The organism is Mesorhizobium sp. WSM3879, from assembly GCF_002294915.1.
Classification (GTDB): Bacteria; Pseudomonadota; Alphaproteobacteria; order Rhizobiales; family Rhizobiaceae; genus Mesorhizobium.
Genome location: NZ_NSFZ01000002.1, coordinates 223,233 through 244,395, shown reverse-complemented (window position 1 = coordinate 244,395; position 21,163 = coordinate 223,233). Strand labels below are relative to the sequence as shown.

General features: G+C 65.6%; 16 protein-coding genes. 13 read left to right on the top strand and 3 right to left on the bottom strand.

Features of this window, described 5'->3' with window-relative positions; translation table 11 throughout:
- Positions 1-18 precede the first annotated feature (18 nt).
- The 3 genes from CK218_RS04560 to tssH form a co-directional block, all read right to left on the bottom strand.
- Positions 19-1,221, bottom strand: a complete 1,203-nt coding sequence (locus CK218_RS04560) for an ABC transporter substrate-binding protein (protein ID WP_066989051.1) — start codon at positions 1,219-1,221, stop codon at positions 19-21.
- A gap of 269 nt (positions 1,222-1,490) precedes the next feature.
- The gene (locus CK218_RS04555) at positions 1,491-1,784 is read right to left on the bottom strand and encodes a hypothetical protein (RefSeq protein WP_245425893.1); all 294 of its coding nucleotides are present in this window, start codon (positions 1,782-1,784) and stop codon (positions 1,491-1,493) included.
- Between the two features lie 112 nt (positions 1,785-1,896).
- A complete protein-coding gene (tssH, locus tag CK218_RS04550) occupies positions 1,897-4,731 on the bottom strand; it encodes a type VI secretion system ATPase TssH (protein WP_095827005.1) in 2,835 nt (944 codons plus the stop codon).
- A gap of 332 nt (positions 4,732-5,063) precedes the next feature.
- Between tssH and tssA the strand changes: the two genes are divergently transcribed.
- From tssA to tagF, 13 genes are read left to right on the top strand one after another with little or no spacing between them, the layout of a single operon-like run.
- Entirely contained in the window at positions 5,064-6,263 is a 1,200-nt protein-coding gene (tssA, locus tag CK218_RS04545) for a type VI secretion system protein TssA (protein WP_095776298.1), read from the top strand.
- A gap of 5 nt (positions 6,264-6,268) precedes the next feature.
- On the top strand, positions 6,269-6,805 hold the full coding sequence (gene tssB / locus CK218_RS04540; protein WP_066989057.1) for a type VI secretion system contractile sheath small subunit: 537 nt from the start codon (positions 6,269-6,271) through the stop codon (positions 6,803-6,805).
- Positions 6,806-6,808: 3 nt separating this feature from the next.
- Positions 6,809-8,314, top strand: a complete 1,506-nt coding sequence (gene tssC / locus CK218_RS04535; protein ID WP_066989059.1) for a type VI secretion system contractile sheath large subunit — start codon at positions 6,809-6,811, stop codon at positions 8,312-8,314.
- Positions 8,315-8,373: 59 nt separating this feature from the next.
- A complete protein-coding gene (locus CK218_RS04530; RefSeq protein ID WP_170950255.1) occupies positions 8,374-8,823 on the top strand; it encodes an Hcp family type VI secretion system effector in 450 nt (149 codons plus the stop codon).
- Positions 8,810-9,562 carry a type VI secretion system baseplate subunit TssE gene (gene tssE, locus CK218_RS04525; RefSeq protein WP_095776299.1) on the top strand — a complete coding sequence of 251 codons (753 nt, stop codon included), beginning with the start codon at positions 8,810-8,812 and terminating at the stop codon, positions 9,560-9,562. Before CK218_RS04530 ends, tssE begins: the two co-directional genes overlap by 14 nt.
- 1 nt (position 9,563) lies before the next feature.
- Entirely contained in the window at positions 9,564-11,438 is a 1,875-nt protein-coding gene (tssF, locus tag CK218_RS04520) for a type VI secretion system baseplate subunit TssF (RefSeq protein ID WP_095827004.1), read from the top strand.
- A complete protein-coding gene (gene tssG, locus CK218_RS04515; RefSeq protein ID WP_095827003.1) occupies positions 11,402-12,484 on the top strand; it encodes a type VI secretion system baseplate subunit TssG in 1,083 nt (360 codons plus the stop codon). Before tssF ends, tssG begins: the two co-directional genes overlap by 37 nt.
- The gene (gene tagH / locus CK218_RS04510) at positions 12,481-13,929 is read left to right on the top strand and encodes a type VI secretion system-associated FHA domain protein TagH (protein WP_095827002.1); all 1,449 of its coding nucleotides are present in this window, start codon (positions 12,481-12,483) and stop codon (positions 13,927-13,929) included. The genes tssG and tagH overlap by 4 nt, the downstream gene beginning before the upstream one ends.
- A gap of 3 nt (positions 13,930-13,932) precedes the next feature.
- A complete protein-coding gene (gene tssJ / locus CK218_RS04505) occupies positions 13,933-14,385 on the top strand; it encodes a type VI secretion system lipoprotein TssJ (protein ID WP_066989071.1) in 453 nt (150 codons plus the stop codon).
- Between the two features lie 37 nt (positions 14,386-14,422).
- A complete protein-coding gene (gene tssK, locus CK218_RS04500; protein ID WP_067327608.1) occupies positions 14,423-15,757 on the top strand; it encodes a type VI secretion system baseplate subunit TssK in 1,335 nt (444 codons plus the stop codon).
- Between the two features lie 4 nt (positions 15,758-15,761).
- Positions 15,762-17,096 (top strand): type VI secretion system protein TssL, long form, encoded by a 1,335-nt coding sequence (tssL, locus tag CK218_RS04495; RefSeq protein ID WP_095801005.1) that lies wholly within the window; start codon positions 15,762-15,764, stop codon positions 17,094-17,096.
- Positions 17,096-20,638, top strand: coding sequence for a type VI secretion system membrane subunit TssM (gene tssM, locus CK218_RS04490; protein WP_095827001.1), 3,543 nt, complete (start codon positions 17,096-17,098; stop codon positions 20,636-20,638). Before tssL ends, tssM begins: the two co-directional genes overlap by 1 nt.
- A complete protein-coding gene (gene tagF, locus CK218_RS04485) occupies positions 20,620-21,159 on the top strand; it encodes a type VI secretion system-associated protein TagF (protein ID WP_095827000.1) in 540 nt (179 codons plus the stop codon). Before tssM ends, tagF begins: the two co-directional genes overlap by 19 nt.
- The last annotated feature ends 4 nt before the right edge of the window (positions 21,160-21,163 follow it).

Here is a 21,163-nt window from a genome sequence, read left to right as displayed (position 1 = left end):
AACCTTAGGAACCCAAACCTAGTCGACGGAGCCGACGAACAGGGTCTGGAAAGCGCCGTCCTTGTATTCGTTGACCACCATCGGCACGGCTAGCTGACGCTTCTGGCCGAAGGAGGTCGCGCCGACATAGCTCAGCTTGGCGTCGCCCTTCAGGAAGGGGTTGGGCGCCGAGAAGGTGTCCATGGTCTTCTTGAATTCGTCGACATTGTTGATGGCGGCCGGATTGGCCTTCATCGTCTCGATGATGTACTCCAACGCGTAGACCTTGGTGTTGGACTCGTCGTTATACTCGCCGAACATCTTGGTGTAGCGGGCGACGAACTCCTTCATCTCATCCGAAGCGATCTCCGGCGTCGACGCACCGCCGACGGAAATGAAGCCGTTGGCGTATTCGCCGGCGCCCTCCTCCAGAACCTTGGCGTCCTGCGCCGTCTCGGTCGAGATCAAGCCCTCGAAGCCGAGCTCGCGGGCGGCGCGGATGAGGAGCGGCGCGTTGGCCGGCGCCACGCCGGACAGTACCAGCAGATCGGGCTTCAGCGCGACGATCGGGGTCAGCACCGGCGTGAAGTCGCGGGTGTCGTTCTGGTACGTGTCGTTCTGCGCGACGACGTCGAGCCCGAGCGCCTTGGCCGCCTCGACGCCACTGTCACGCTGGCTGAGCGGGTCGGATTCGTTCGCGGCGACAAAGGCGATCGTCTTCACGCCCTTGTTTTCTTTGAGGTATTTATAGATCGCCGGGCCCGACTGATAGTTGGCGATCATGCCGAGCACGGCGTTCGAGGCCGGCTTCTGGTAGAGCGCCTTTGGGAAGGCATAGGGGAAATAGATGATGCCGTTGGCCTCGGCGACAGGGCGCACCGCAGCAGCGCCGTCATCGACATTGGGTCCGACGACATAATGGATACCCTCCTGGGCCATCTTCTCCATGCCGGCGATGGCGCGCTTGGGATCTTTCTGGTCGTCGAAGGTGACGATGTTGATGTTGTAGGTGTCGTCGCCGATCTTGACGCCGCCTTTTTCGTTGAGCCAGGCGGCGCGCGTCTGCATCGAGCGCACATTGGACGTGCCCCAGGCGGCGGCGGGACCGCTGGTGACACCAACAAAGCCGATCTTCAGTTCCTTGTTTTCAGCCTGCGCGGACGGGATGCCTATGGCGGCCATGGCCAGGGTCGAGGCGGCGCCAAGCACCAGCGATTTCAAAGTCGAGCGTCGGTTGATCATATCGGTTCCCTTCTGGTTATCGCGCTTTTGTTTTGCTCATGGGCTGCGCGGATAGCCTATGGGAAGCCGCCTGGGACAGATTGTCAACAGATTTATTTGTTATTGTATACAATGTTTGGGCTGAATGTGTGCGACGGCAGAGCGGCCCAACCGCGATGCAGGCTGAGGACTGGCTGCTCAACGGCCAGCCACCTCGGCGAACGATGAGTTCGCGGCATGATGAAATGGAGGCGGTCGCGGCTTACCGACGGCCGGGCGCGGGGCAGACCTTATTTTCCGCAGTGATGGTCGTTGATTTTGTTCAGCGCGTTCGCGTCCGGCCCCGTCCGGTGGTATGAACACGCGCCCGCCGCCGAAGTGACCAGCATGGCGTCATAGTAGCGCGGTCCGCCGAACAGGATGTCGATGAGGTCGCCTTCGGCCGGAACGTAGCGCTCCTGCTCGACCGGGTGCTTGAGCTGCCGGTCGCCGGCGAACGCCGCGCCGGACACGCCAATGGCCGTGGCCAGAACGAGAGCGGAGATCGCAAGGTTTTTCGTCATCGGCGGCACCTTTCCGGCCATTTCGGGTCAGCAGCATATCCAAAATCGCCAGCGGAGCAAAAGTTCCCAGCCTCTATCTTCAAAATAGCTTGGCCCGATTGGGCGCTACACTCCTTCCCCGGAGTTGCTGCGGCTACTCGAAGGAGTAGGTAAAACCTTCCTTGGACGCGCCGACGGTGACCTTCGTCATCTTCGCGCCCTCCAGCGAGCGGTTGAGCACGCCGCGGCTGAGCTCCGGCAGCAGCGTGTTGGTGAGGATGGCGTCGATCATGCGGCCGCCGGACTCGATCTCGGTGCAGCGCGCCTTGACCAGATCCATGACGCCGTCGCCGATGACCAGTTCGGCATCGTTGGTTGCTTTAAGCCGCCGCGCGATCTTGCCGAACTGATGGCGGGCGATCGCCTCGATCATCGAATCCGACAGTGGATAATAGGGTATGGTGACCACCCGACCGAGGAAGGCGGCCGGGAAAACTTTCAGCAGCGGCGTGCGCAGGGCCGCGTCGAGATCGTCAATGCCGGTCCGCACGGTGCCGTTCTTGGTGCGGTCCATGATGACGTCGGAGCCGACATTCGAGGTGAGCAGGATCAGCGTATTCTTGAAATCGATGCGCCGGCCCTCGCTGTCGTCCATCATGCCCTTGTCGAAAACCTGGAAGAATATCTCGTGGACGTCCGGATGCGCCTTCTCGACCTCGTCGAGCAGGATCACCGAATAGGGTTTTCTGCGCACCGCCTCGGTCAGGATGCCGCCCTTGCCGTAACCGACATAGCCGGGCGGCGCGCCCTTGAGCGTCGAGACGGTATGCGCTTCCTGGAACTCGGACATATTGATCGAGATCAGGTTCTGCTCGCCGCCATAAAGCGTCTCGGCAAGCGCCAGCGCGGTCTCGGTCTTGCCGACGCCGGAGGGGCCGCAGAGCAGGAATACGCCGACCGGCTTTTCCGGCGCGCCGAGGCCGGCGCGGCTGGTCTGGACACGTTTGGCGATCATTTCCATGGCATGGTCCTGGCCGACCACGCGCTCCGACAGGGTCGCGGCCAGCCTGAGCGCCTTCTCGGTCTGGCTGGACAGCATCCGTCCGGTCGGGATGCCGGTCCAGTCCTGCACCACGGCGGCGACCGCATTGCGATCGACCGAAGGCAGGATCAGCGGCGTCTCGCCCTGCGCCGCGGCAAGCTCCGCCATCAGCTCGCGCAGCCGCGCGAGATCGGCAGACGAACCGGCCGATCCCTCGGCGATCGTCTCGGCAACGGCCGCCTCCTCGACCGCCTCGCCCTTCGCCGCCTTGGCTTTCGAGCCCTTGGATTTCGCGGGCTTGGTTTCAGCCGCCTTGCTCTCGGGCGCCTTTGCTTCGGGAGTTTCGGACGCAGCCGGCTCAGCCGCTTTGGTTTCCTCACCGGCCCCCTCGGCCGCATCGAGCGGCACGCCTTCACCGCGCAGTTTAGCGCGCAGGTCAAGAATCTCGGCGACCAGTGCTTTCTCGCGATCCCAGCGCGCCTGGGCGGCGGCTAAGGTGGTCTCGGTTTCCGCCAGCCCGGCATCGACGCGAGCCTGACGGTCGGCGACCTCGATGCCGATCGCCGCCTCGCGGCCGATGATGCCGCTCTCGACCTCCAGCGCCTGGCGGCGGCGCAGAATGTCCTCGACCTCGGCCGGCGTCGCATGCTGCGAGACCGCAACGCGCGCGCAAGCCGTGTCGAGCAGGCTGACGGCCTTGTCCGGCAGTTGCCTGGCCGGAATGTAGCGGTGCGAGAGCGCGACCGCCGCCTCGATCGCCTCGTCCAGTATCTGGACCTTGTGGTGCTGCTCCAGGACGCCGGCGACGCCGCGCAGCATCAGCACGGCCACAGCTTCCGACGGCTCCTCGATCTTGACCACCTGGAAGCGGCGCGTCAGCGCCGGGTCCTTCTCGATATGCTGCTTGTATTCGGCCCAGGTCGTGGCGGCTATGGTGCGCAGCTCGCCGCGCGCCAGCGCCGGCTTCAAAAGATTGGCGGCATCGCCGGTGCCTGCGGCACCGCCAGCGCCGATCAGCGTATGCGCCTCATCGATGAACAGGATAATCGGCACCTCGGAGGCCTGAACCTCGTCGATGACCGCCTTCAGCCGCTTCTCGAACTCGCCCTTGACGCTGGCGCCCGCCTGCATCAGCCCGACATCGAGCATGCGCACGCTGACATTCTCAAGCGTCGGCGGCACGTCGCCCTGGGCGATGCGGAGCGCAAATCCTTCGACCACCGCCGTCTTGCCGACGCCGGCCTCGCCGGTCAGGATCGGGTTGTTTTGGCGGCGACGCATGAGGATGTCGACGATCTGCCGGATTTCCGGGTCGCGGCCGACGACCGGATCGATCTTGCCGTCGCGGGCGCGCAGCGTGAGGTCGGTCGCGTATTTGGCCAGCGCCGAATCTCCGCCCGGACCGCGCTTCATCGGCTGTTCGGCGGCGGCAGAGGCGGGAGGTGTGCCGGCTTCGAGCGAGCCTTCGGTCACGTCGGCGAAACGGGAAACGACGCCGTCGGCATCGATCTTGTCGAATTCGGCGCTGATTTTCGAGACCAGGCCTTCCAGCACCGGCGTCCTCAGGCAGGCCAGCAGGATATGGGCGCTGCGCACCTCCTCCACGCCGAACTCCAGCGTCGCCAGGTTCCAGCCTTCCTGGATGGCGTGGAAGATGTGATCGGAGAATTCCTCGACGGAGGTCGCGCCGTAAGGCAGCTTGTCGATGGCTCGGGTCATGTCAGCCGTCAGCCGGCTGACGTCCAACCCGGCATCGGCGATGATCATCTGCACGTCCGAGCGCTCGGACAGCACCAGTTGCTGGATGAAGTGGACGAGCTCCACATAAGGATTGCCGCGCAGCTTGGCCGTATCGGCCGCGGCCTTGAAGGCGCGCACCCCCGTGGCGTTGAGCTTGGCGACCAGTTCCTTACGCTTGAAGCTCTGCGATGACCGGCGCTGTTCCATTCGAACTTGCTCCCGCAATCTGCCAACCGTACCCTGCCATATAAGCGGCGGCTTGACAAAGCCGCGTGACGGATAAGGCGTTTGGATCTATCCGGGCGGCACTGCCCGGTTACACAAGCTCTGCAATGTCGTGCAAGAAACACTGAATTGCGGTCCGGGCTATGCGAGCCATTTCACATACCCGGCCCGGTAATCGCGCAATGGGTTTTGCTGAAAGAAACGGTCGCGTTTAGCATCCGTTAGTTTTTGAGCAGCTGCTCAATTGTCGTGACGCGAGGCCGGTGGTAACGTTGCGTCACATAGGGTCTCAGGGCCGCTGGCTGGGGGTTAGTGTGATTGATCTCGCACTCTGGCTGAATCCTCTGAACGGTGAAAATCCGTCGGGAGAGGACTTGCGTAACGACCCGGCCTTTCATGAGCTGGAGCGCCTGACCGAACAGCAGAAAAAGGTCGAATACGAAGGAAACAACAAATCGGAAGTCGATGTTCCGGTCGACTGGTCCGTCGTACTCACCAAGGCGGAGGAGTTGCGGTCGCACGGGCGGGACCTGCGCCTTCTCGTCCTGGTTGTGCGTGCCCTTGCCAACGAAGAACAGCTGGGCGGGCTCGCCGAAGGCCTGACACTGATCGCCCAAACCTTCGACAGGCATTGGGAAACGATGCATCCGGCACTGCGCTCTGGCGCCACGGCGCGCGAGGCTGCCTTGCGGCGCATCAATGCGCTGATCGACCTGCAAAACAGCCAGGACGGGCTGCTCAAGGATCTGCGCGGCATGGTCTTCTTTGCGCCGCGCACGGTCGGCCCGATCAAGGGAGAGGACCTGGAGAAGGGCAGCCTCGACGAACACGTCATGCTGCAGGAGGCTGCTTCGGGACTGGGCGCGGCGGAAAAGGCGGCGCTGGTAAGCGGCCACAACCAGCTGGTGAACCGGGTGCGCACCGGGTGCAAGGCGCACGTCGATCAGGCCGGCGAGGCGATGACCTCGCTGCTCGCCGACGCCCGCGCGGTGATCGCCGCTCTCGACGAGGTCGACGCCGCCCTCAACAAGCGCATCGACGGCAATGGCCCCGCCATTCCGGAATTGAGACGCTTCCTGCAGCGTTTGCTGACGACGCTGGAGCGGAATTCCGCCGCCGGTGCCGGGGCGAACGGCGCCGCAAAGCCGATCCCGCAGCCGGCGGAACCGGCAGCGCCCGGCCCAAACGGCCATGGTGGCGAAAGGATGGGCGCCGAAGCGAGGGGAGCCGAATCGATGGCAAGTGTCGCAAGCTATGCGGAACCGGGCGCCGGGCTGCCCGACCGGATCACCTCGCGCGACGACGTCGTCAAATGCCTGGATCTCGTCGTCGCCTTTTATGACCGCACCGAGCCGTCGAGCCCGATCCCGCATCTCGCCCGCCGCGTGCGCCGCATGGTGCACATGGATTTCGTGGAACTGATGGAAGATCTTGCCCCGTCGGGGCTGAAGGAGTTCCGGCTTCTTGCCGGTGTCCCCGATCCGAAGAAGCCGGCCCAGAAGGATGAAAGGTAACAAGCATGCCAGCAGAGAGCAAAGCGAAGGTCATCGAAAGAAACCGCGCCCCGCGCGTGCAGATCGCCTATGACGTCGAGACCTACGGCAGCCCGACAACGATCGAACTGCCGTTCGTCATGGCCGTGATGGCCGATCTTTCCGGCGCTTCACAGACCAAGGAAGCGGTGAAGTCGGTGCTCGACCGCAACTTCGTCGAAACCGACGCCAACCGCTTCCCGAAGTTCATGGAGGCCATGGGACCGCGGGTGAAGGCGCGGGTAAAGAACACACTCCCGCAAGCCGAGGGCGCCGAGCGGGACGAAGAGCTCGCGATCGATCTCACCTTCTCCAAGATGGGCGATTTCGCGCCGGACAAGATCGCCGAGCAGGTCCCGCAGTTGGCCGAGATTCTCAAGATGCGCCGGCAGCTCGAAGAGCTGCTCGGCTTCATGGACGGCCGCGTCGACGCCGAAAAGCGCATCGCGCAGCTTCTGAACAACGAACCGCTGCTGAGCAAGATCGCCGGCCAGGCGATTTCTGAGGGCAAGGGCGAGGAGTAAGTCATGGCTGAACAGCAAAAAACCGCAGCCGCCACCGCCGAGGCGGAAGCGATTGACCTCGGCGAATTCAGCGGCCTCCTGGAAAAGGATTTCAAGGTCAAGAAGGACGACAGCGAGAAGCTGCAGCAGCTGGTGCGCAACCTGGCGCTGGCGGCGCAGTCGCGCTCCGAAACCACCACCATCTCGTCCAATGCGATCAAGTCGATCAAGTCGCTGATCGCCGGCATCGACAAGATGCTGACGACGCAGGTCAACGAGATCCTGCACGCGCCGGAAGTGCGCGAGATGGAAGGCACCTGGCGCGGCCTCTGGTATCTCGTCAACAACACCGAGACGGATACAAAGCTCAAGATCCGGGTGATGAACATCTCCAAGGAACAGCTGGCCGACACGCTGGAAGACTATGAAGGCCAGATGTGGGACCAGAGCCCGATCTTCAAGAAGGTCTATACGGACGAGTATTCGATGCTGGGCGGCGAGCCGATCGGCTGCATTCTCGGCGCCTACGAATTCTCGAACCATCCGCGCGACGTCGGCCTGCTGCGCAACATCTCCGGCGTCTGCGCCTCGGCGCACACGCCCTTCATCGCCGCCGCCTCGCCGCGCCTGTTCCGCATGGACAGCTGGCAGGAACTGCCCAACCCGCAGGACCTGCAGATGATCGTCAACAACCCGGCCTATGCCTCGTGGCAGTCGCTGCGCGAGAGCGAGGACGCCCGCTATATCGGCCTCACCATGCCGCGGGTGCTGGCGCGCCTGCCTTACGGCTCCGAGACCGTTCCGGTGAAGGGTTTCACCTTCGAGGAAGAAGTGGGAGGCGACCACAACAAATATGTCTGGATGAACGCCGCCTTTCCGATGGGCGTCAACATCAACCGCAGCCACAAGCTTTTTGGCTGGGGCACACAGATCCGCGGCGTCGAAAACGGCGGCACGGTGCTCAACCTGCCGGTGCACGCGTTTCCGACCGACGACGGATCGATCGCGATGAAATGCCCGACGGAAGTCGCCATCGACGACCGGCGCGAAGCGGAGCTCGCCAAGCTCGGTCTGATGCCGATCCTGCACCGGAAGAACACCGATCTTGCGGCCTTCATCGGCGCCCATTCGCTGCAGGACGACGAGACGCGAGCCGGGCGTCTGGTCGATCCCGACGCGCAGGCCAACGAGCGGCTCAGCGCCAACCTGCCCTACCTATTCCCGGTCTCGCGCTTCGCCCACTACCTCAAGGCGATCGCGCGCGACAAGATCGGCTCGTTCAAGGAACGCACCGACATGCAGATCTGGTTGACCGAATGGATCAACCGGTACGTGCTGGCCAATCCAGCCTTTGCCGACGACAAGGCGCGCGCCAAGCGCCCGCTCGCCGCGGCCGAGGTCCAGGTCGACAGTGTCGAAGGCCGGCCCGGTTACTACAACGCCCGTTTCTATCTGCGTCCGCACTACCAGCTGGAAGGCATCAATGCCTCGCTCCGGCTGGTGTCCGAACTGCCGTCAGTGAAGGGGTGAAATAGCAAGCATAGTCATCATGTTTGGTTTGAGAGCGGTGGAGAAAGACAATGCCTTCAATGAAGATCGATGGTTTTCTGAAAGTTCCGGACATCAAGGGTCCCAGTGTGCGCGACGGCCACGAAGATGAGATCGAAGTCCATGGCGTCGACTACAAGATGATCGCGCCTTACGATCCCAATTCGCTCTCGCGCCGCGGGCGCGTATCCTTGGGGATGATCAAGTTCACCAAGCATTACGACAAGGCGTCGCCTTACCTGAAGAAGGCGCTGTTCGACAACAAGGCGCTCGACGAAGTGGTGTTTTCGGCGCGCCGCACCATCGACGGCGAGACCAGCGATTATCTGGTGGTGACGCTCACCGACGCTTCGATCATGGAATACGACATGAAGCAGGCCGATGACGAGGCCGACCTGATCGAGGAAGAAGTGAGCTTCGCCTACAAGAAGATCAAATTCGTCTACGACAAGGACGACGAGATCGAAATGGATGTCTATGTCGGCAAGTGAGGCCAAAAGGCCCGGCGCAAGGGCGCAGCTCGCCGGCAGTTCGCGAGCAAAGCGCGAGGCGGTCCAGCCCTCCCTCTGGGACCGCCTCATCAACGACCTGCCCGGGCTGACGTCGGAGATCGAGGGGCTGCGTCGCCTGCTGGAAGAAGAACTCGGCGCCGAGCGCGTCGAGGCTCTTCTTGCCGGCAGCGCACGCACCATCGATGCCGATGTGGAACTCACCCCCGACCAAAAGCGGCGCCTGCACCGTCTGGTGTTCCAGGCCGAACATCGGGCCGAGATCGAAAGCCGCGGCGTGGTGGTGTCGGCGCGGGTGCTCAGGGAAGCCGTCCGGCGCGACATCGAAGCCTTGTTCAACACCGAGCGCTTCGAGTCCGTTCCGATGCTTTCCGATGCCGAGCACGAACAGCCCCTGGACGAGCTGCCGTCGCTTGCCGACTTTCCGGAGGTGCGCCGCAGCGTCGTGAACTACGGCGTGCCGTCCTTCTCCGGCCGCTCCTCGCGGGACTTCGACCGCGATACCCTGGCGCGCGAGATCCGCGCGGTGCTCGCCACCTTCGAGCCGCGGCTCAAGGAAAGCGCCACGACGGTCAATGTCACGCTCGGCGACAAGAGCGTCGGCCTGAAGATCGAGATCGACGCCGTGCTGATCATGACGCCGACGCCGGAACGCATGCGGCTGCGCACCACGATCAATCTCGACAACGGCCTGGCGCGAACCGAATTCCGGGAGACCTGAGATGGATCGGGTCTTCGTCGAATATTACGAAGAAGAACTGACCCATATCCGGGCGCTCGCGGCCGAGTTCGCCGATATGCATCCGGCAGTCGCCCGCAATCTTTCCCTCGACACCGTCCCCTGCCCGGACCCCTATGTCGAACGGCTGCTCGACGGCGTGGCCTTCCTTGCCGCGCGCACGCGGCTGAAGGTCGACGCCGAGCGCTCGCGCTTCTCTCGCGCCGTGCTCGACGTGCTTTACCCGGACCTGGTCACCCCGGCGCCGGCAACGGCGATGGCGGTGCTGAAACCCGGCCAGCAGGTGCAGTCGATGATCGCCGGCCATACCGTCGCGCGCGGCACACGACTGGTCTCCAGCCTGCATCCGGGACTGTCGACGCGGTCAACCTTCAGCACCGCGCAAGAGATCACGCTATGGCCGATCGCGATCACCTCTGTCAGCTATTTCCAGGATCGCAGCGCGCTGGCTGCCGCCGGCATCGGCCCAGTCGCCGGCGCGCGCGGCGAGGCAGCGCTGCGCGTCGCGCTTGCGCGCACCGGAAAGGGCAAGCTCAGCGAGCTGTCGCTCGACCGTCTCGATCTCTATTTCGCCGGTCGCACCAAGGCGCCGCTCCTGTTCGACGCGATCTTCGGGGCCTGCTCGGCCGTCGGCGCGCGGGCGGAAGGAAAGACCAATCCGCTATCGGCGCTGCCCGAGCCCGAAATGGTCGGCATCCGCGACGACGAGGCGCTGATGCCGCGCACCCGCCCGACCTTCGAGGGCTACCGGCTGCTGCGCGAATATTTCATGATCCCCGAACGCTTCCACTATGTGCGGGTCGCCGGCCTGCAGCCGGTGGTGCGCAGATGCGAGGCGGGGATGGAGATCATCTTCCTGTTCCGCCGCCCGGTGCCCGAGCTCGCCGACGTTGCGCCGGCCGATTTCGAGCTCTTCGTGACGCCGCTGATCAATCTCTTCGAGCGCGAATGCAACGTCATCGAGATCGATCCGCGCAGGACACGGCAAGTGCTGCATGCCGATCGAACCAGAGCGCGCGATTTCGAGATCTTCCGCGTCACCCGAGTGGAGGATGCCGACGCGGAGGGCAGCGAGGCCGAGATTCCCGAGCTTTTCAGCCTGGGGCAGAACCGCGGCAGCGGCTGGGTGTATTCGACCGAGCGGCGCCCTCGTAGGGCCACCGAAGATGAGCGTCGCGACGGCCTGACCCGCACCTCCTACACGGGAGACGATGTTTTCCTCTCGGTGTCGCGCCCGGCCGGCAGCCCGGCCAACCGGCCGCTCAAGCGCCTCGACGTCATTGCGCTTTGCACCAATCGCGACCTACCGATCCTCGACGACACACCGACACTGACGCTGGAGACGGCGGACCCGGTGGAGGCCGTCAGGCTGCTCGGCGCGCTGCGGCCGCCCCAGCCGTCGATCCCGGCGTCGCTGCCGGCGGGCGCCGAAGGCGAATCCCGCGCCGACAATCTTGCCTGGCGGCTGGTGGCGCAGCTCTCGCTCAACTTCTTGAGTCTCGCCAAGGAAGGCCGCGGCGTCGATCCGCTGCACGCGCTGCTCGATCTCTATGCCGACCGCGGCGACCCGAGCCTCGCCCGCAACGTGCATTCGATCACGCGCATCGACTCGCGCCCAGTGATAGAGCGGCTCAAGATCGACGGGCCGATGTGCTTCGGGCGGGGCACGGAAGTGACGCTGCATGTCGACCAGTCGGTGCTGGCGGGGCAAAGCACGCTTTTGCTTTCGGCCCTGCTGGCGCGGCTGTTTGCCCGCCATGCCGGGATAAACGGTTTCGTGCGGACACGCACGCGGCTGCTGCAGAAGCAGGAGGATGTGCCATGGCCGATGACGCCCGGCAATCGCTACCTGATCTAGCGCGGCCCGCCCTGAGCGAAGCCGTCTCAGACGGAATCGGGGCGTTGTCGGAAAGCTTTGACTTCTTCGAGCTGCTGCGCCGGCTGGAGCAGAGGGGCGGGCTGTTCGGCTATTCCGGCCAGGCCAATCGCGAGCCGGCGCGGCTCGGCCAGCATGTTCGCCTGAGCTTCTCGGCCAGGGACGTGATGAAATTTCAGGAGGCGGGCGAAAAGGCTCCGGCGCGGGTGACCGTCGCCAATCTCGGACTGCTCGGGCCCGAAGGGCCGATGCCGCTGCATCTGACGCGCTGGGTGCTCGACCGGCTGTCGCAGCGCTGGTTCACCGGCACGCAAGCGGAGCAGACCAGCGACACAACCTTCGTCGACTTCGTCAACATCCTGCAGCACCGGATGATCGCGCTTTACTACCGCGCCTGGGCCGACGCACATCCGGCGGTGCAGGTCGAGCGCTCGATCGGCGGACGCGTCCGCGCCATGCTGGAAGCGATGTCGGGGATCGGCCTTCCCGGCACCCAGGATGCCGAACTCGACGCTGTGCGGCTGCGCCAGGCCGGATCGCTGGCCAGCCAGGTCGACGGTCCGGAACGGCTGACCTTGTTTCTTGCCACGGCCTTCAAGGTGCCGGTCGAGATCAAGGAATTCGTCACTTCCTGGATCACCATACCGGCGGCACTGCAGAGCCGCGTCGGCAAGGCCTATGCGGCGCTCGGGCGCGGGGCGACGATCGGCCCGCGCGTCTTCAGCCGCCAGAGCCGGATCGAGTTGCGCGTCGGCCCGCTCGATCTCGACGATTTCAAGTCGTTCCTGCCCGGAGAGCGGCGCCTCGCCCTCTTCAAGAAAGCGGTGCGCGACATGATCGGCGAAGCGCTGGATGTCGATTTGCGCATCGTGCTTGCGCGCGACGCCGTGCCGCTGCCGAAAATCGGAACCGTCCAGCTCGGCCGAACCTCCTGGCTCGCTCGCCCCGCCGAGAAGGGAGACGCCGACGATCTCAAGCTCCGCACTGTCGTCGGCTGGCGGCCGGAAATGGCGGAGGCGGCCGCATGAGCCTGCTGCTGACGCTGGAACAAGGCCCGCGCTCCCAGGTGGTCAGGCAGACCCGGCTGGACGAAGGCGAGCTGGTGATCGGGCGCAGCGCCGATGCCGGCTGGCAGATCGACGATCCGGACATGTTCGTGTCGCGCGCCCATTGCAAGATCAGCGGCGGCCGCGACGGCTACTTCGTCACCGATACATCGAGCAGCGGGCTGTTCATCGACGATTCCGACAGCCCGCTCGGCACCGGCAGGTCGGCACGGCTGCAAAGCGGCATGCGTTTGAGACTGGGCGACTACGTGCTCTATGTCGAGGTCCAGCCAAGCGCGAGCCAGACTTCGGTCGGTGAGGTCGCCAACCATTCCGCCGCCGCCTGGTCGGCGCCTCAGCCGCGATCTTCGCCCAGCATCGGCGGCGACGATTTCTTTTCGGCCAAGGTCGAGGAGGAGCCGCGGCGGCCGCGGCCGGCCGATCTGCCGGACCCGTTCGAGCAGCCTGTGCCCGGCGCGTATGACCGCGCCTCGAACCAGCGCAGTTCGCCCGCCTTCGACGACCCATTCAGCCTCGACCCGGTGGCGACACCGGCCTCGGACGACGACTCGGCAACTGGCCGGTCCGATCCGTTCGGCTTCGGCGACATGCCCGCGCGCGGCGATACGGCGCAGCCGGCGCCGAAACCGACCGGCTTCGACGACTTCGGCTTCGGCCCAGCCGCGACGCCTGCCTCCGCCAACGGCGCGCATACGGCCCGTCGCAGCGAGCAGCCGGCCGAAAAGCCGCAGGTCGCTCCTCCGCGGGACTTGCCGGCGCGCACGCCCGAGCCGCCTCCTCCGCCGCGCCCGGCTCCCGCGCCCAGGCCGTCCCGTGCAGCTCAGCCTGTGCCCGGCGATATGGCGCTGCGCGCCGCCTTCCTGCGCGGCATGGGGGTCGAGGAGGCCGATTTTCTCGGGCGCGACGCGATCGCCGAGATGGAAAAATTCGGGCGCGAGTACCGGCTGATGCTGGACGGCCTGATGCAGCTTCTGCGCAAGCGCGCCGAGGAAAAGGGCAGCGCGCGCGTTGCCCAGACGGTGGTCGGCGCCTCCGAGGTCAACCCGCTCAAATTCCTGCCGACGGTCGAGGATGTCATCGTGACCATAATCTCGGAGCGCAGTCCCGGCTTCCTCTCCGGCGAGGCGGCGATCGGCGATGCGGTGAAGGATCTCGCGCAGCACCACGTGCGCGCCTGGCGCGGCGTTCAGGCAGCGCTGCGGCGCATGATCGACCGGTTCGATCCGGCGACGATCGAGGAAGAGCTGAAATCCAATTCCGCGATCGGCAACCTGCTTGCGGGCGGCCGCAACGCCAAGCTGTGGGAGCTTTACCAGAAACGCCATCGCGACATCGCCCAAAGCGCGGAATCGAGTTTCCTGGGCGAGATCGGCGCAGACTTCAGGGATGCATACGAAGAGGAGTAGGACATGATCGATCGACGCGAATTCATCGTTGCCCTCGGCGCGACGGGGCTGCTTGCGGCTTGCCAGAGCGGCCCGCCGAAACCATCGGTTATCTCGGTCAACGTGACCGGTGGCGCCGGCATGAATCCGGGACCCGGCGGCGGCGATCGACCGGTGACTGTGCTGGTGATGCGGCTTGCCAGCACCGGCAAGTTCAATTCGGCCGATTATTTCGCGCTGCAGGGCGATGCGGGGTCCGCACTTGGGGCCGACCTTATCGGATCCGATTCGATCTCCGTCGCACCGGGCAAGACGGCGGCCAAGACCATCACGGTCGAACCGAACGCGACGGCGCTCGGCTTCGTCGCGCTGATCCGCGAACCCGGCGGACGCAACTGGCGCACGACCAAGTCGGTGTCGGCGGGATCGAAATTCACCATCAACGTTACGCTAGGCGGCGGCGGTATTTCCGCCTGACGGCGAGGTAGAAGTTGGCAGTGCAGAGAGCAGCGGCATGAGCGACGCAAACAGGGTGCTATGGTCCGAGGGGCTCTTCCTGAGAACCCAGCATTTCCAGCAGCAGGACCGGTTCTTCGAGGCGATGGTGCGGGGCGCGCTGCAGGCCGGCCAGCTCCATACGTTCGGCTTCCAGCAGCTGACGCTCGATCAATCGCTGCTCGATGCAGGCCAGGTTTCTATCGTGTCCGCCCGGGGTATTTTCCCCGACGGCACGCCCTTCTCCATCCCGGAAATGATGGACGCGCCGAAACCGCTGCCGGTAACGGCCGACACCGGCGCCGGGCCGGTGCTGGTCGCGCTGCCGCTCGAGCCGCCCGGCGGCGTCGGTTTCGACCCGGCGCATGCCGCGTCGACCGGAGCGCGCTATCACGGCAGGATCGTGTCGGTGCGCGATTCCGTGCAGGGCGGCGCCGACCCGGAAGAGATCGAGATCGCCCGCCCGCAAGCGGTGCTGCTTGCGCCCGGCAAATCCGTCGGCGGCTATACCGCGCTGCCGGTCGCCGACATCAAGGGTGTGCGGGCCGACGGCGGCGTCTCGCTCGACGAGAGCTTCCTGCCGCCGACGCTGATCACAGGCGCCGTCGCCTGGTACCGGCAACTGCTGCAGGAGGTCGTCACTGGTCTCGACCAGATCGCCGAAGCGCATGGCAAGATGGTGATGGGAGGGCCCGGCCGCAGCGTCGAGGACCTGCTGATGCTCCACCTTGCCAATGCGGCCAAGCCGCGGCTCGCCCACATGCTGGCGCAAGATGTCTTCCATCCGGCCGAACTCTATCTCGAGCTCGCCGGCCTCGCCGGCGAAATGGCGACTTATGGCTCCAGCTCGCGCCGGCTCGGCGAGCTGCCGGCCTATGACCACATGGCGCCCGGCCCTGCCTATATGGCCCTGGCGGACGCCTTGCGCTCGCTGATCCTCAGCCTGCGGTATATCGAGCCGAAATCGCGCGCGCTGCCGGTCATGCGGCATGCCACCAATGTCTGGAAGGTGCGCATCGACAACCCGAAGCTTCTGGTGGCCAGCCGCATCGTCATCCGCGTCGGCTCCGAACTGTCGGAAGACGCGCTGCGCAAGATCTTCGTCAACCAGGCCACCGTCGGGTCCGCCGACCAGTTCGAGGGGCTGTGGAAGTCGCGCCTGCCCGGCATTCCGCTGAAGCCGCTGCATTCGCAGCCGCGCGAGATTCCCTATGACGGCGACCGGCTGTGCCTGGAGCTGGACCAGAAGAGCGAGCATTGGGCCTCGCTGCTCGACGCCCCCGGTTTCGTCATCGGCGTTTCCGGTGTGCTGCCAAGCGAGCCGCAGGTCGACTGCTATTCGGTGAACAGGTGAGGCCATGAGCCGGGATGATCCTTTCGGACTGTCGGAGGATCGCGAACGCACGCGCATCAGGCTGACGGGCGCTTCGCCCCGGCCGATGGCGCCGCTGGCGCCGGGCGCGCCGGTGAAGCGCGCGCGCGCCCATCCCAATGTGCTGATCAATAGCTTCGCGCCGCTGCTCGAATTCGCGCCGGAGTTGGAAAGCGCGCTGGCGCCGGAGAACCCGGAAGTGCTGCGCACGCGCCTGCTCGAGGAGCTCGTGCGCGCACGCGATGCCGCGATGGCCGCGGGCTCGTCGCTGGAGCGGGCCGATCAGGCCGCCTGGGCGGTGGCGGCCTTGCTCGACGATCTCGCGCTCAACACGCCCTGGGGCGGCGCCAGCGCCTGGCCACGCCAGCCGCTGGTGGTGATGCTGCGCGGCGACGTCGATGCCGGCACGCAGTTCTTCTCGCGGCTCGACGAACTGGAGCGGCATCCGAACCGCGACCGCGAAATGCTGGAGTTGCAATATTATTGCCTGGCGCTCGGCTTCCGCGGCAAATATCGCGTGCCTGGCCGCGCCGGCGACCGCTCGCTCAATGCCGTTCGCGTGGCGGCGGCGCGCTTCCTGCGCAATGCCGATGCCGAAGATGCGCCGCTGTCGCCGAACTGGAAGGGCGTGATCGCCTCGGACGAGCCGCAGCGCTTCATCGTACCGATCTGGGTGATGGCGCTGGCGGCCGTGGTCATCGCCGCCGCTGCTTATGTCGGCCTGTCGATGGGGCTGAGCAGCCAGGCGGTCGAGCTCTCCGCCCTGGTCCGCGCTTTGCCGCCGCCCTCGCGGGGCGACGTCACCCGCGCCGCGCCCAAGGTCGACGCGCCCGAACCCGAGGCGCCGCAGCCGGAACCGGTCGATTTTGCGCTGCTGCCTGAATTCAAGGCCGAGGCGCCGGATGGTCTCAAGCCGGCGCTGAGCGGGACCGAGAGCGTGTCGCTGGCCAAGCTCGTCATCCAGTCTTCCAATCCCGAACTGTTCCAGTCGGCGCGGCCGACACTCACGCAGGGCTATGAGCCGCTGATAGAATCGATCGCCAAGGTGATCCTCGCCAATCAGGAACTCATCGGGAACGTCACGGTGGTCGGCCACACCGACAATGTGCGCCTGCAGAAATCCAACCCGCTTTCGTCGAACCAGCGGCTGTCCGAAGCGCGCGCCGAGACCATAGCCAATCTTCTGGTGCAGGCCGGCGTGCCGCAGGAGCGCATCCATTCCGAAGGCCGCGCCGAGACCGATCCGGTGGCCGACAACTCGACGCGCGAGGGCCGCGCGCTCAACCGCCGCGTCGAGGTCCTGGTCGAGAAGAGGCTCTGATGTTCATCTTGCGCTTCCTCTGGGCGGTTCTCACCTCGCGCTTCCTTTGGACGCTGATCGGCATCGCGCTGCTTTCGCTGCTGATCTGGGTGTTCGGCCCGATCGTCCAGGTCGGCCCGTATGCGCCGTTCGATTCCGACAATGTGCGCATCGCCATCATCGCCGGGCTTATCATCCTGTGGCTGATCTGGCTGATCATCGCGCAGCGCCGCGCGATCCGCGCCAACCGCATGTTCGTCGCCGAGATCGCCGCGCCCGTGGCGGAAAAGCAGCTCACTCCTGGCGAGGAAAGCGTTGCCGCGGTCGGCGCCAAATTCGGCGAGGTGATGGCGGAGCTCAAGCGACGCAAGCTCGGCGGCCGCAAATTCCTGCGCGAGATGCCTTGGTATGTCATCGTCGGACCGCCGGCCACGGGCAAGACCACGGCGCTGCGACAGTCAGGCCTCAACTTCCCGATCGATCTCACCGACGATCTGCAGGGCGTCGGCGGCACGCGCAATTGCGACTGGTTCTTCTCGGAGAACGCGGTGCTGATCGACACCGCCGGCCGTTACGTCCAGCAGGAAAGCCAGCCGGATGTCGACGCGACGGAATGGCTGGGTTTCCTCGATCTTCTCAAGAAGCATCGCGGCCGCCGCGCGCTCAACGGCGTCATCGTCGCGCTGTCGATCGATGTGCTTTCGGAAGGCGACGAAGCCATCAAGGCGCATGGCCGCAAGATCCGCCGCCGGCTGGCGGAGCTGAACGACCGCCTCGAAATCCGCCTTCCCGTCTATCTGATGCTGACCAAGGCCGACCTGATCAAGGGCTTCGAGGCCTTCTTCGGCGGTCTCTCGACCGCCGCCCGCGAGCAGGTATGGGGGACGACCTTTCCGCTCGACGCCCGCATCGACGCCAAGACCGTCGAAAGAGAGCTTGCCGCGCTTGCCACGGAGCTGGAGCGGCGGCTGGTGCCGCGCCTGGAGGACGAGGACAAGCTCGGATCGCGCGCGGAAATCTTCCGTTTCCCGGCCCAGCTCGCCAGCCTCTCCGAGCCGATCCAGGTGCTGATCGAGGCGATGTTCGGCGAAAGCCGCTACGAGGAAGCCGCCTGGCTGCGCGGCCTCTATCTGACCTCGGCGACACAGGAAGGCGCGCCGATCGACCGGCTGACGGCGGCGCTGTCCTCCTCCTTCGGGCTGCCGCCGCGTCGCGCGATGCTGGCGCCGCGCGTCGAGAAGCGCAGCTTCTTCCTGCGCAATCTCCTGACCGAGGTCATCTTCAAGGAAGCGGGTCTCGGCACGCTCGATCCGTTGGCGCAGCGCCGCCGCGCCTGGATTTGGCGCGGCGCGGCCGCGGCTTGCGCGCTTGCCGCCCTGCTGGCGGGTGGACTGTTCACCTGGTCCTATCTCGACAACCGCAATGCGATCACCGAGCAGGCCGGCCAGTTCGAGGCGCTGCAGGCGCCGCTGACCGACGTCTCCGCCACGCCGGCTTCGGTGGAGCAGCCGACGATGGATGGGGCGCTGGCCGCGATGGACGCGGTGGCGACGGCACGCACCGCACCGCCGGAGGCTGTCCACAATTTACTCGGCCCGACCGCTTCGGCCGAGCTCGTGCGCGCCCAGACCGACACTTACGACCACGCGCTGCGCAACGTGCTCGAGCCGCACATGGTGGCGCTGCTCGAAGCCACGATGTGGCGGCAGATCCGCGATCCGGATTTCATGCTCGGTGCGCTGAAGACCTATCGCATGATGACCGGCCTGTCGCAGATGGACACCGACTTCGTGCAGAACTGGTGGGTGAACAGTCTGCCGGAATTCGCCCCCGCCCCGCCCTTCCCGACCGCCGACGCCGAACAGCACCAGCTTGCCGCGCTCCGCCGCATGGCGGTCGACGACAGCTACATCGCCCCGGACAAGGAGCTGGTGGCCGAGGCGCTGAAGACGGTGTGCACCATCTCGCTGCCGGAGCGCGCCTACAAGCAGTTGCTCGCGGATCCGGAAGTGGCAGCCGTCAAGGAATGGGTGCCGGCCAATTTCGCCGGCCCGAACGGCGCCAAAGTGTTCGCGCGCCGCTCCGCCAAGACGCTGCGCGTCGGCGTTCCCGGCGCCTACACCTATGCCGGCTTCCACGACGCCGTTCTCGATCGCGTCGAGGATGTGGCGGCGCAGGCGGCGCTCGATCGCGCGGTATTTGCCGGCGGCTGCTCGGAGAATGCCGAGACCTCGGTGTCGGCGCTGTCCGAAGACATTCTGAAGCTCTACTACGACGACTACATTTCGCAGTGGGACAGCTTCCTGCGCGACATGCGGCTGGCGCCGCTGACCGACCTCAACGTCGCAAGCGAAAATCTCAAGGACCTTTCGAGCGCCGATTCCGCGTTGAAACGCCTCCTCACCGCGGTCGTGCAGGAACTCGATCTCACCCGTTCCGACGAGGCGCCGGCTGATGACAAGAACGGCGCCGCCGCCAAGAGCGGCTCGAAGCTGCTCTCCAAGCTCGGCAAACTCGGCAAGGTGGTGAAGACGGGAGCGAAATTACTGCCACGCGCGGGCTCGGCCGAGCAGGTCGATATGACCGGCAGCCTGGTGGCCGAACATTTCAAGCCGCTCAAGGGCACGATCGCCGAGGTGGACGGCCAGCCGCCGGCGCTCGACGCAGCCGTGGTGGCGCTGACGGCGCTGTCCAATGTGCTGCAGACGGTGTCGGCCAACCCCGACCCGCAAGACGCCATCAAGAAGCAGGGCGGCCTGGCCGAGCTGACGGGGGCGGTCGCAAGACAGGCGCAGATCCTGCCTTCGCCGATCAACGACTGGCTGGGCGGGATTGCCGGCGACACCAGCGGCCTGTCGCAGAAGGCGGTCACCAACGAGCTCAACGCCATCTGGCGCGCCGACATCCTGCCCTTCTGCCAGGCGGCGCTCAACAACCGCTATCCGTTCAGCCCTGAGAGCGCGGTGGATGTCAATGTGCGCGACTTCCAGCGCCTCTTCGGCCCCGCCGGCCTGATCGACGCCTTCATCAACGACCATCTGATCAACTATGTCGACACCGCCAGCCAGCCGTGGAAATGGCGCGCCGATTTCGGCCTCGACGCGGCCGCGCTGGCGGCGTTCGAGCAGGCGCGGCACATCCGCGACGACCTGTTTCCCGGCGGCACCGGCCCGGTGATGAACTTCACGCTGGAGCCAAAGGACCTGTCGCCCAACGTGGCGCGGGTGACGCTCAACCTCGATGGCCAGAACCTCGTCTACTACAACAACGCGACCCGGCCGCAGCCGATGACATGGCCCGGCAAGGACGGCACCGGCGTGATCTCGCTCGCCTTCCAGCCGGTCGACGGCTCACCCGAGGTGATGCTCAACGAGACCGGCAGCTGGGCGTGGCTGAGGATGCTGCGCGGCGGCAAGTTCGCCGGAACCAACCTTTCCGACGTCTATAGCCTGCGCCTCGGCACGAAAGGTATGTATGCCGATTTCGAGCTCAAGGCGGCAAGCGTCGAGAACCCCTACACACTCGAGATGTTCAAGAAGTTCACATGTCCGCCGCAGATATGAGCACCGGCTTCTACGGAAAGATACCCGCCACCGGCGATTTCGTGACGCGGCGGCTGCCGGGCGATTTCGTGCGCGTCTGGGATCGCTGGCTGGCGCAGCAGATCGTCCCGCTGTTTGGCCACGATGCCTGGCAGACGGACACTGCCTTGCGCTTCCTCGCCGGCCCCGCCTCGTTCGGCGCCTCGGCCGGCGTCATCGTGCAGAGCGCCGACAAGGTCGGCCGACAGTTCCCGCTCAGCGTCGTCGCACGGCTTGCCGAGGCGCCGCTCAGGCTGGCCTATTCGGATGCCTGGTTCGACCGCATCGAGGAAGCGGCCTTCGCCGCGCAACGGGGCGAGCTGACCCCCGACGAACTGGATGCCGCGCTGGGCGCCCTGCCTGCCCCGGCGGTCGATGAGGATGGCGATGTCATCGACGACCTCGTCATGTGGACGGCGCGCACGGATATCTTCGACGTCGACCCGCAGGCGCCGCAAAAGACGGTGGAGAGGATCTTCGCCGCTAGCTGGGAGACCAGCTGATGCA

Bases quoted from the DNA above. Each gene is read 5' to 3' on its own strand.
- tssG (WP_095827003.1), top strand. From the start codon at position 11,402: ATGGCCGATGACGCCCGGCAATCGCTACCTGATCTAGCGCGGCCCGCC.
- tssF (WP_095827004.1), top strand. From the start codon at position 9,564: ATGGATCGGGTCTTCGTCGAATATTACGAAGAAGAACTGACCCATATC.
- tssC (WP_066989059.1), top strand. From the start codon at position 6,809: ATGGCTGAACAGCAAAAAACCGCAGCCGCCACCGCCGAGGCGGAAGCG.
- tssE (WP_095776299.1), top strand. From the start codon at position 8,810: ATGTCGGCAAGTGAGGCCAAAAGGCCCGGCGCAAGGGCGCAGCTCGCC.
- tssK (WP_067327608.1), top strand. From the start codon at position 14,423: ATGAGCGACGCAAACAGGGTGCTATGGTCCGAGGGGCTCTTCCTGAGA.
- tssL (WP_095801005.1), top strand. From the start codon at position 15,762: ATGAGCCGGGATGATCCTTTCGGACTGTCGGAGGATCGCGAACGCACG.
- tagF (WP_095827000.1), top strand. From the start codon at position 20,620: ATGTCCGCCGCAGATATGAGCACCGGCTTCTACGGAAAGATACCCGCC.
- CK218_RS04530 (WP_170950255.1), top strand. From the start codon at position 8,374: ATGAAGATCGATGGTTTTCTGAAAGTTCCGGACATCAAGGGTCCCAGT.
- CK218_RS04560 (WP_066989051.1), bottom strand. From the start codon at position 1,221: ATGATCAACCGACGCTCGACTTTGAAATCGCTGGTGCTTGGCGCCGCC.
- CK218_RS04555 (WP_245425893.1), bottom strand. From the start codon at position 1,784: ATGGCCGGAAAGGTGCCGCCGATGACGAAAAACCTTGCGATCTCCGCT.
- tagH (WP_095827002.1), top strand. From the start codon at position 12,481: ATGAGCCTGCTGCTGACGCTGGAACAAGGCCCGCGCTCCCAGGTGGTC.
- tssH (WP_095827005.1), bottom strand. From the start codon at position 4,731: ATGGAACAGCGCCGGTCATCGCAGAGCTTCAAGCGTAAGGAACTGGTC.
- tssJ (WP_066989071.1), top strand. From the start codon at position 13,933: ATGATCGATCGACGCGAATTCATCGTTGCCCTCGGCGCGACGGGGCTG.
- tssM (WP_095827001.1), top strand. From the start codon at position 17,096: ATGTTCATCTTGCGCTTCCTCTGGGCGGTTCTCACCTCGCGCTTCCTT.
- tssB (WP_066989057.1), top strand. From the start codon at position 6,269: ATGCCAGCAGAGAGCAAAGCGAAGGTCATCGAAAGAAACCGCGCCCCG.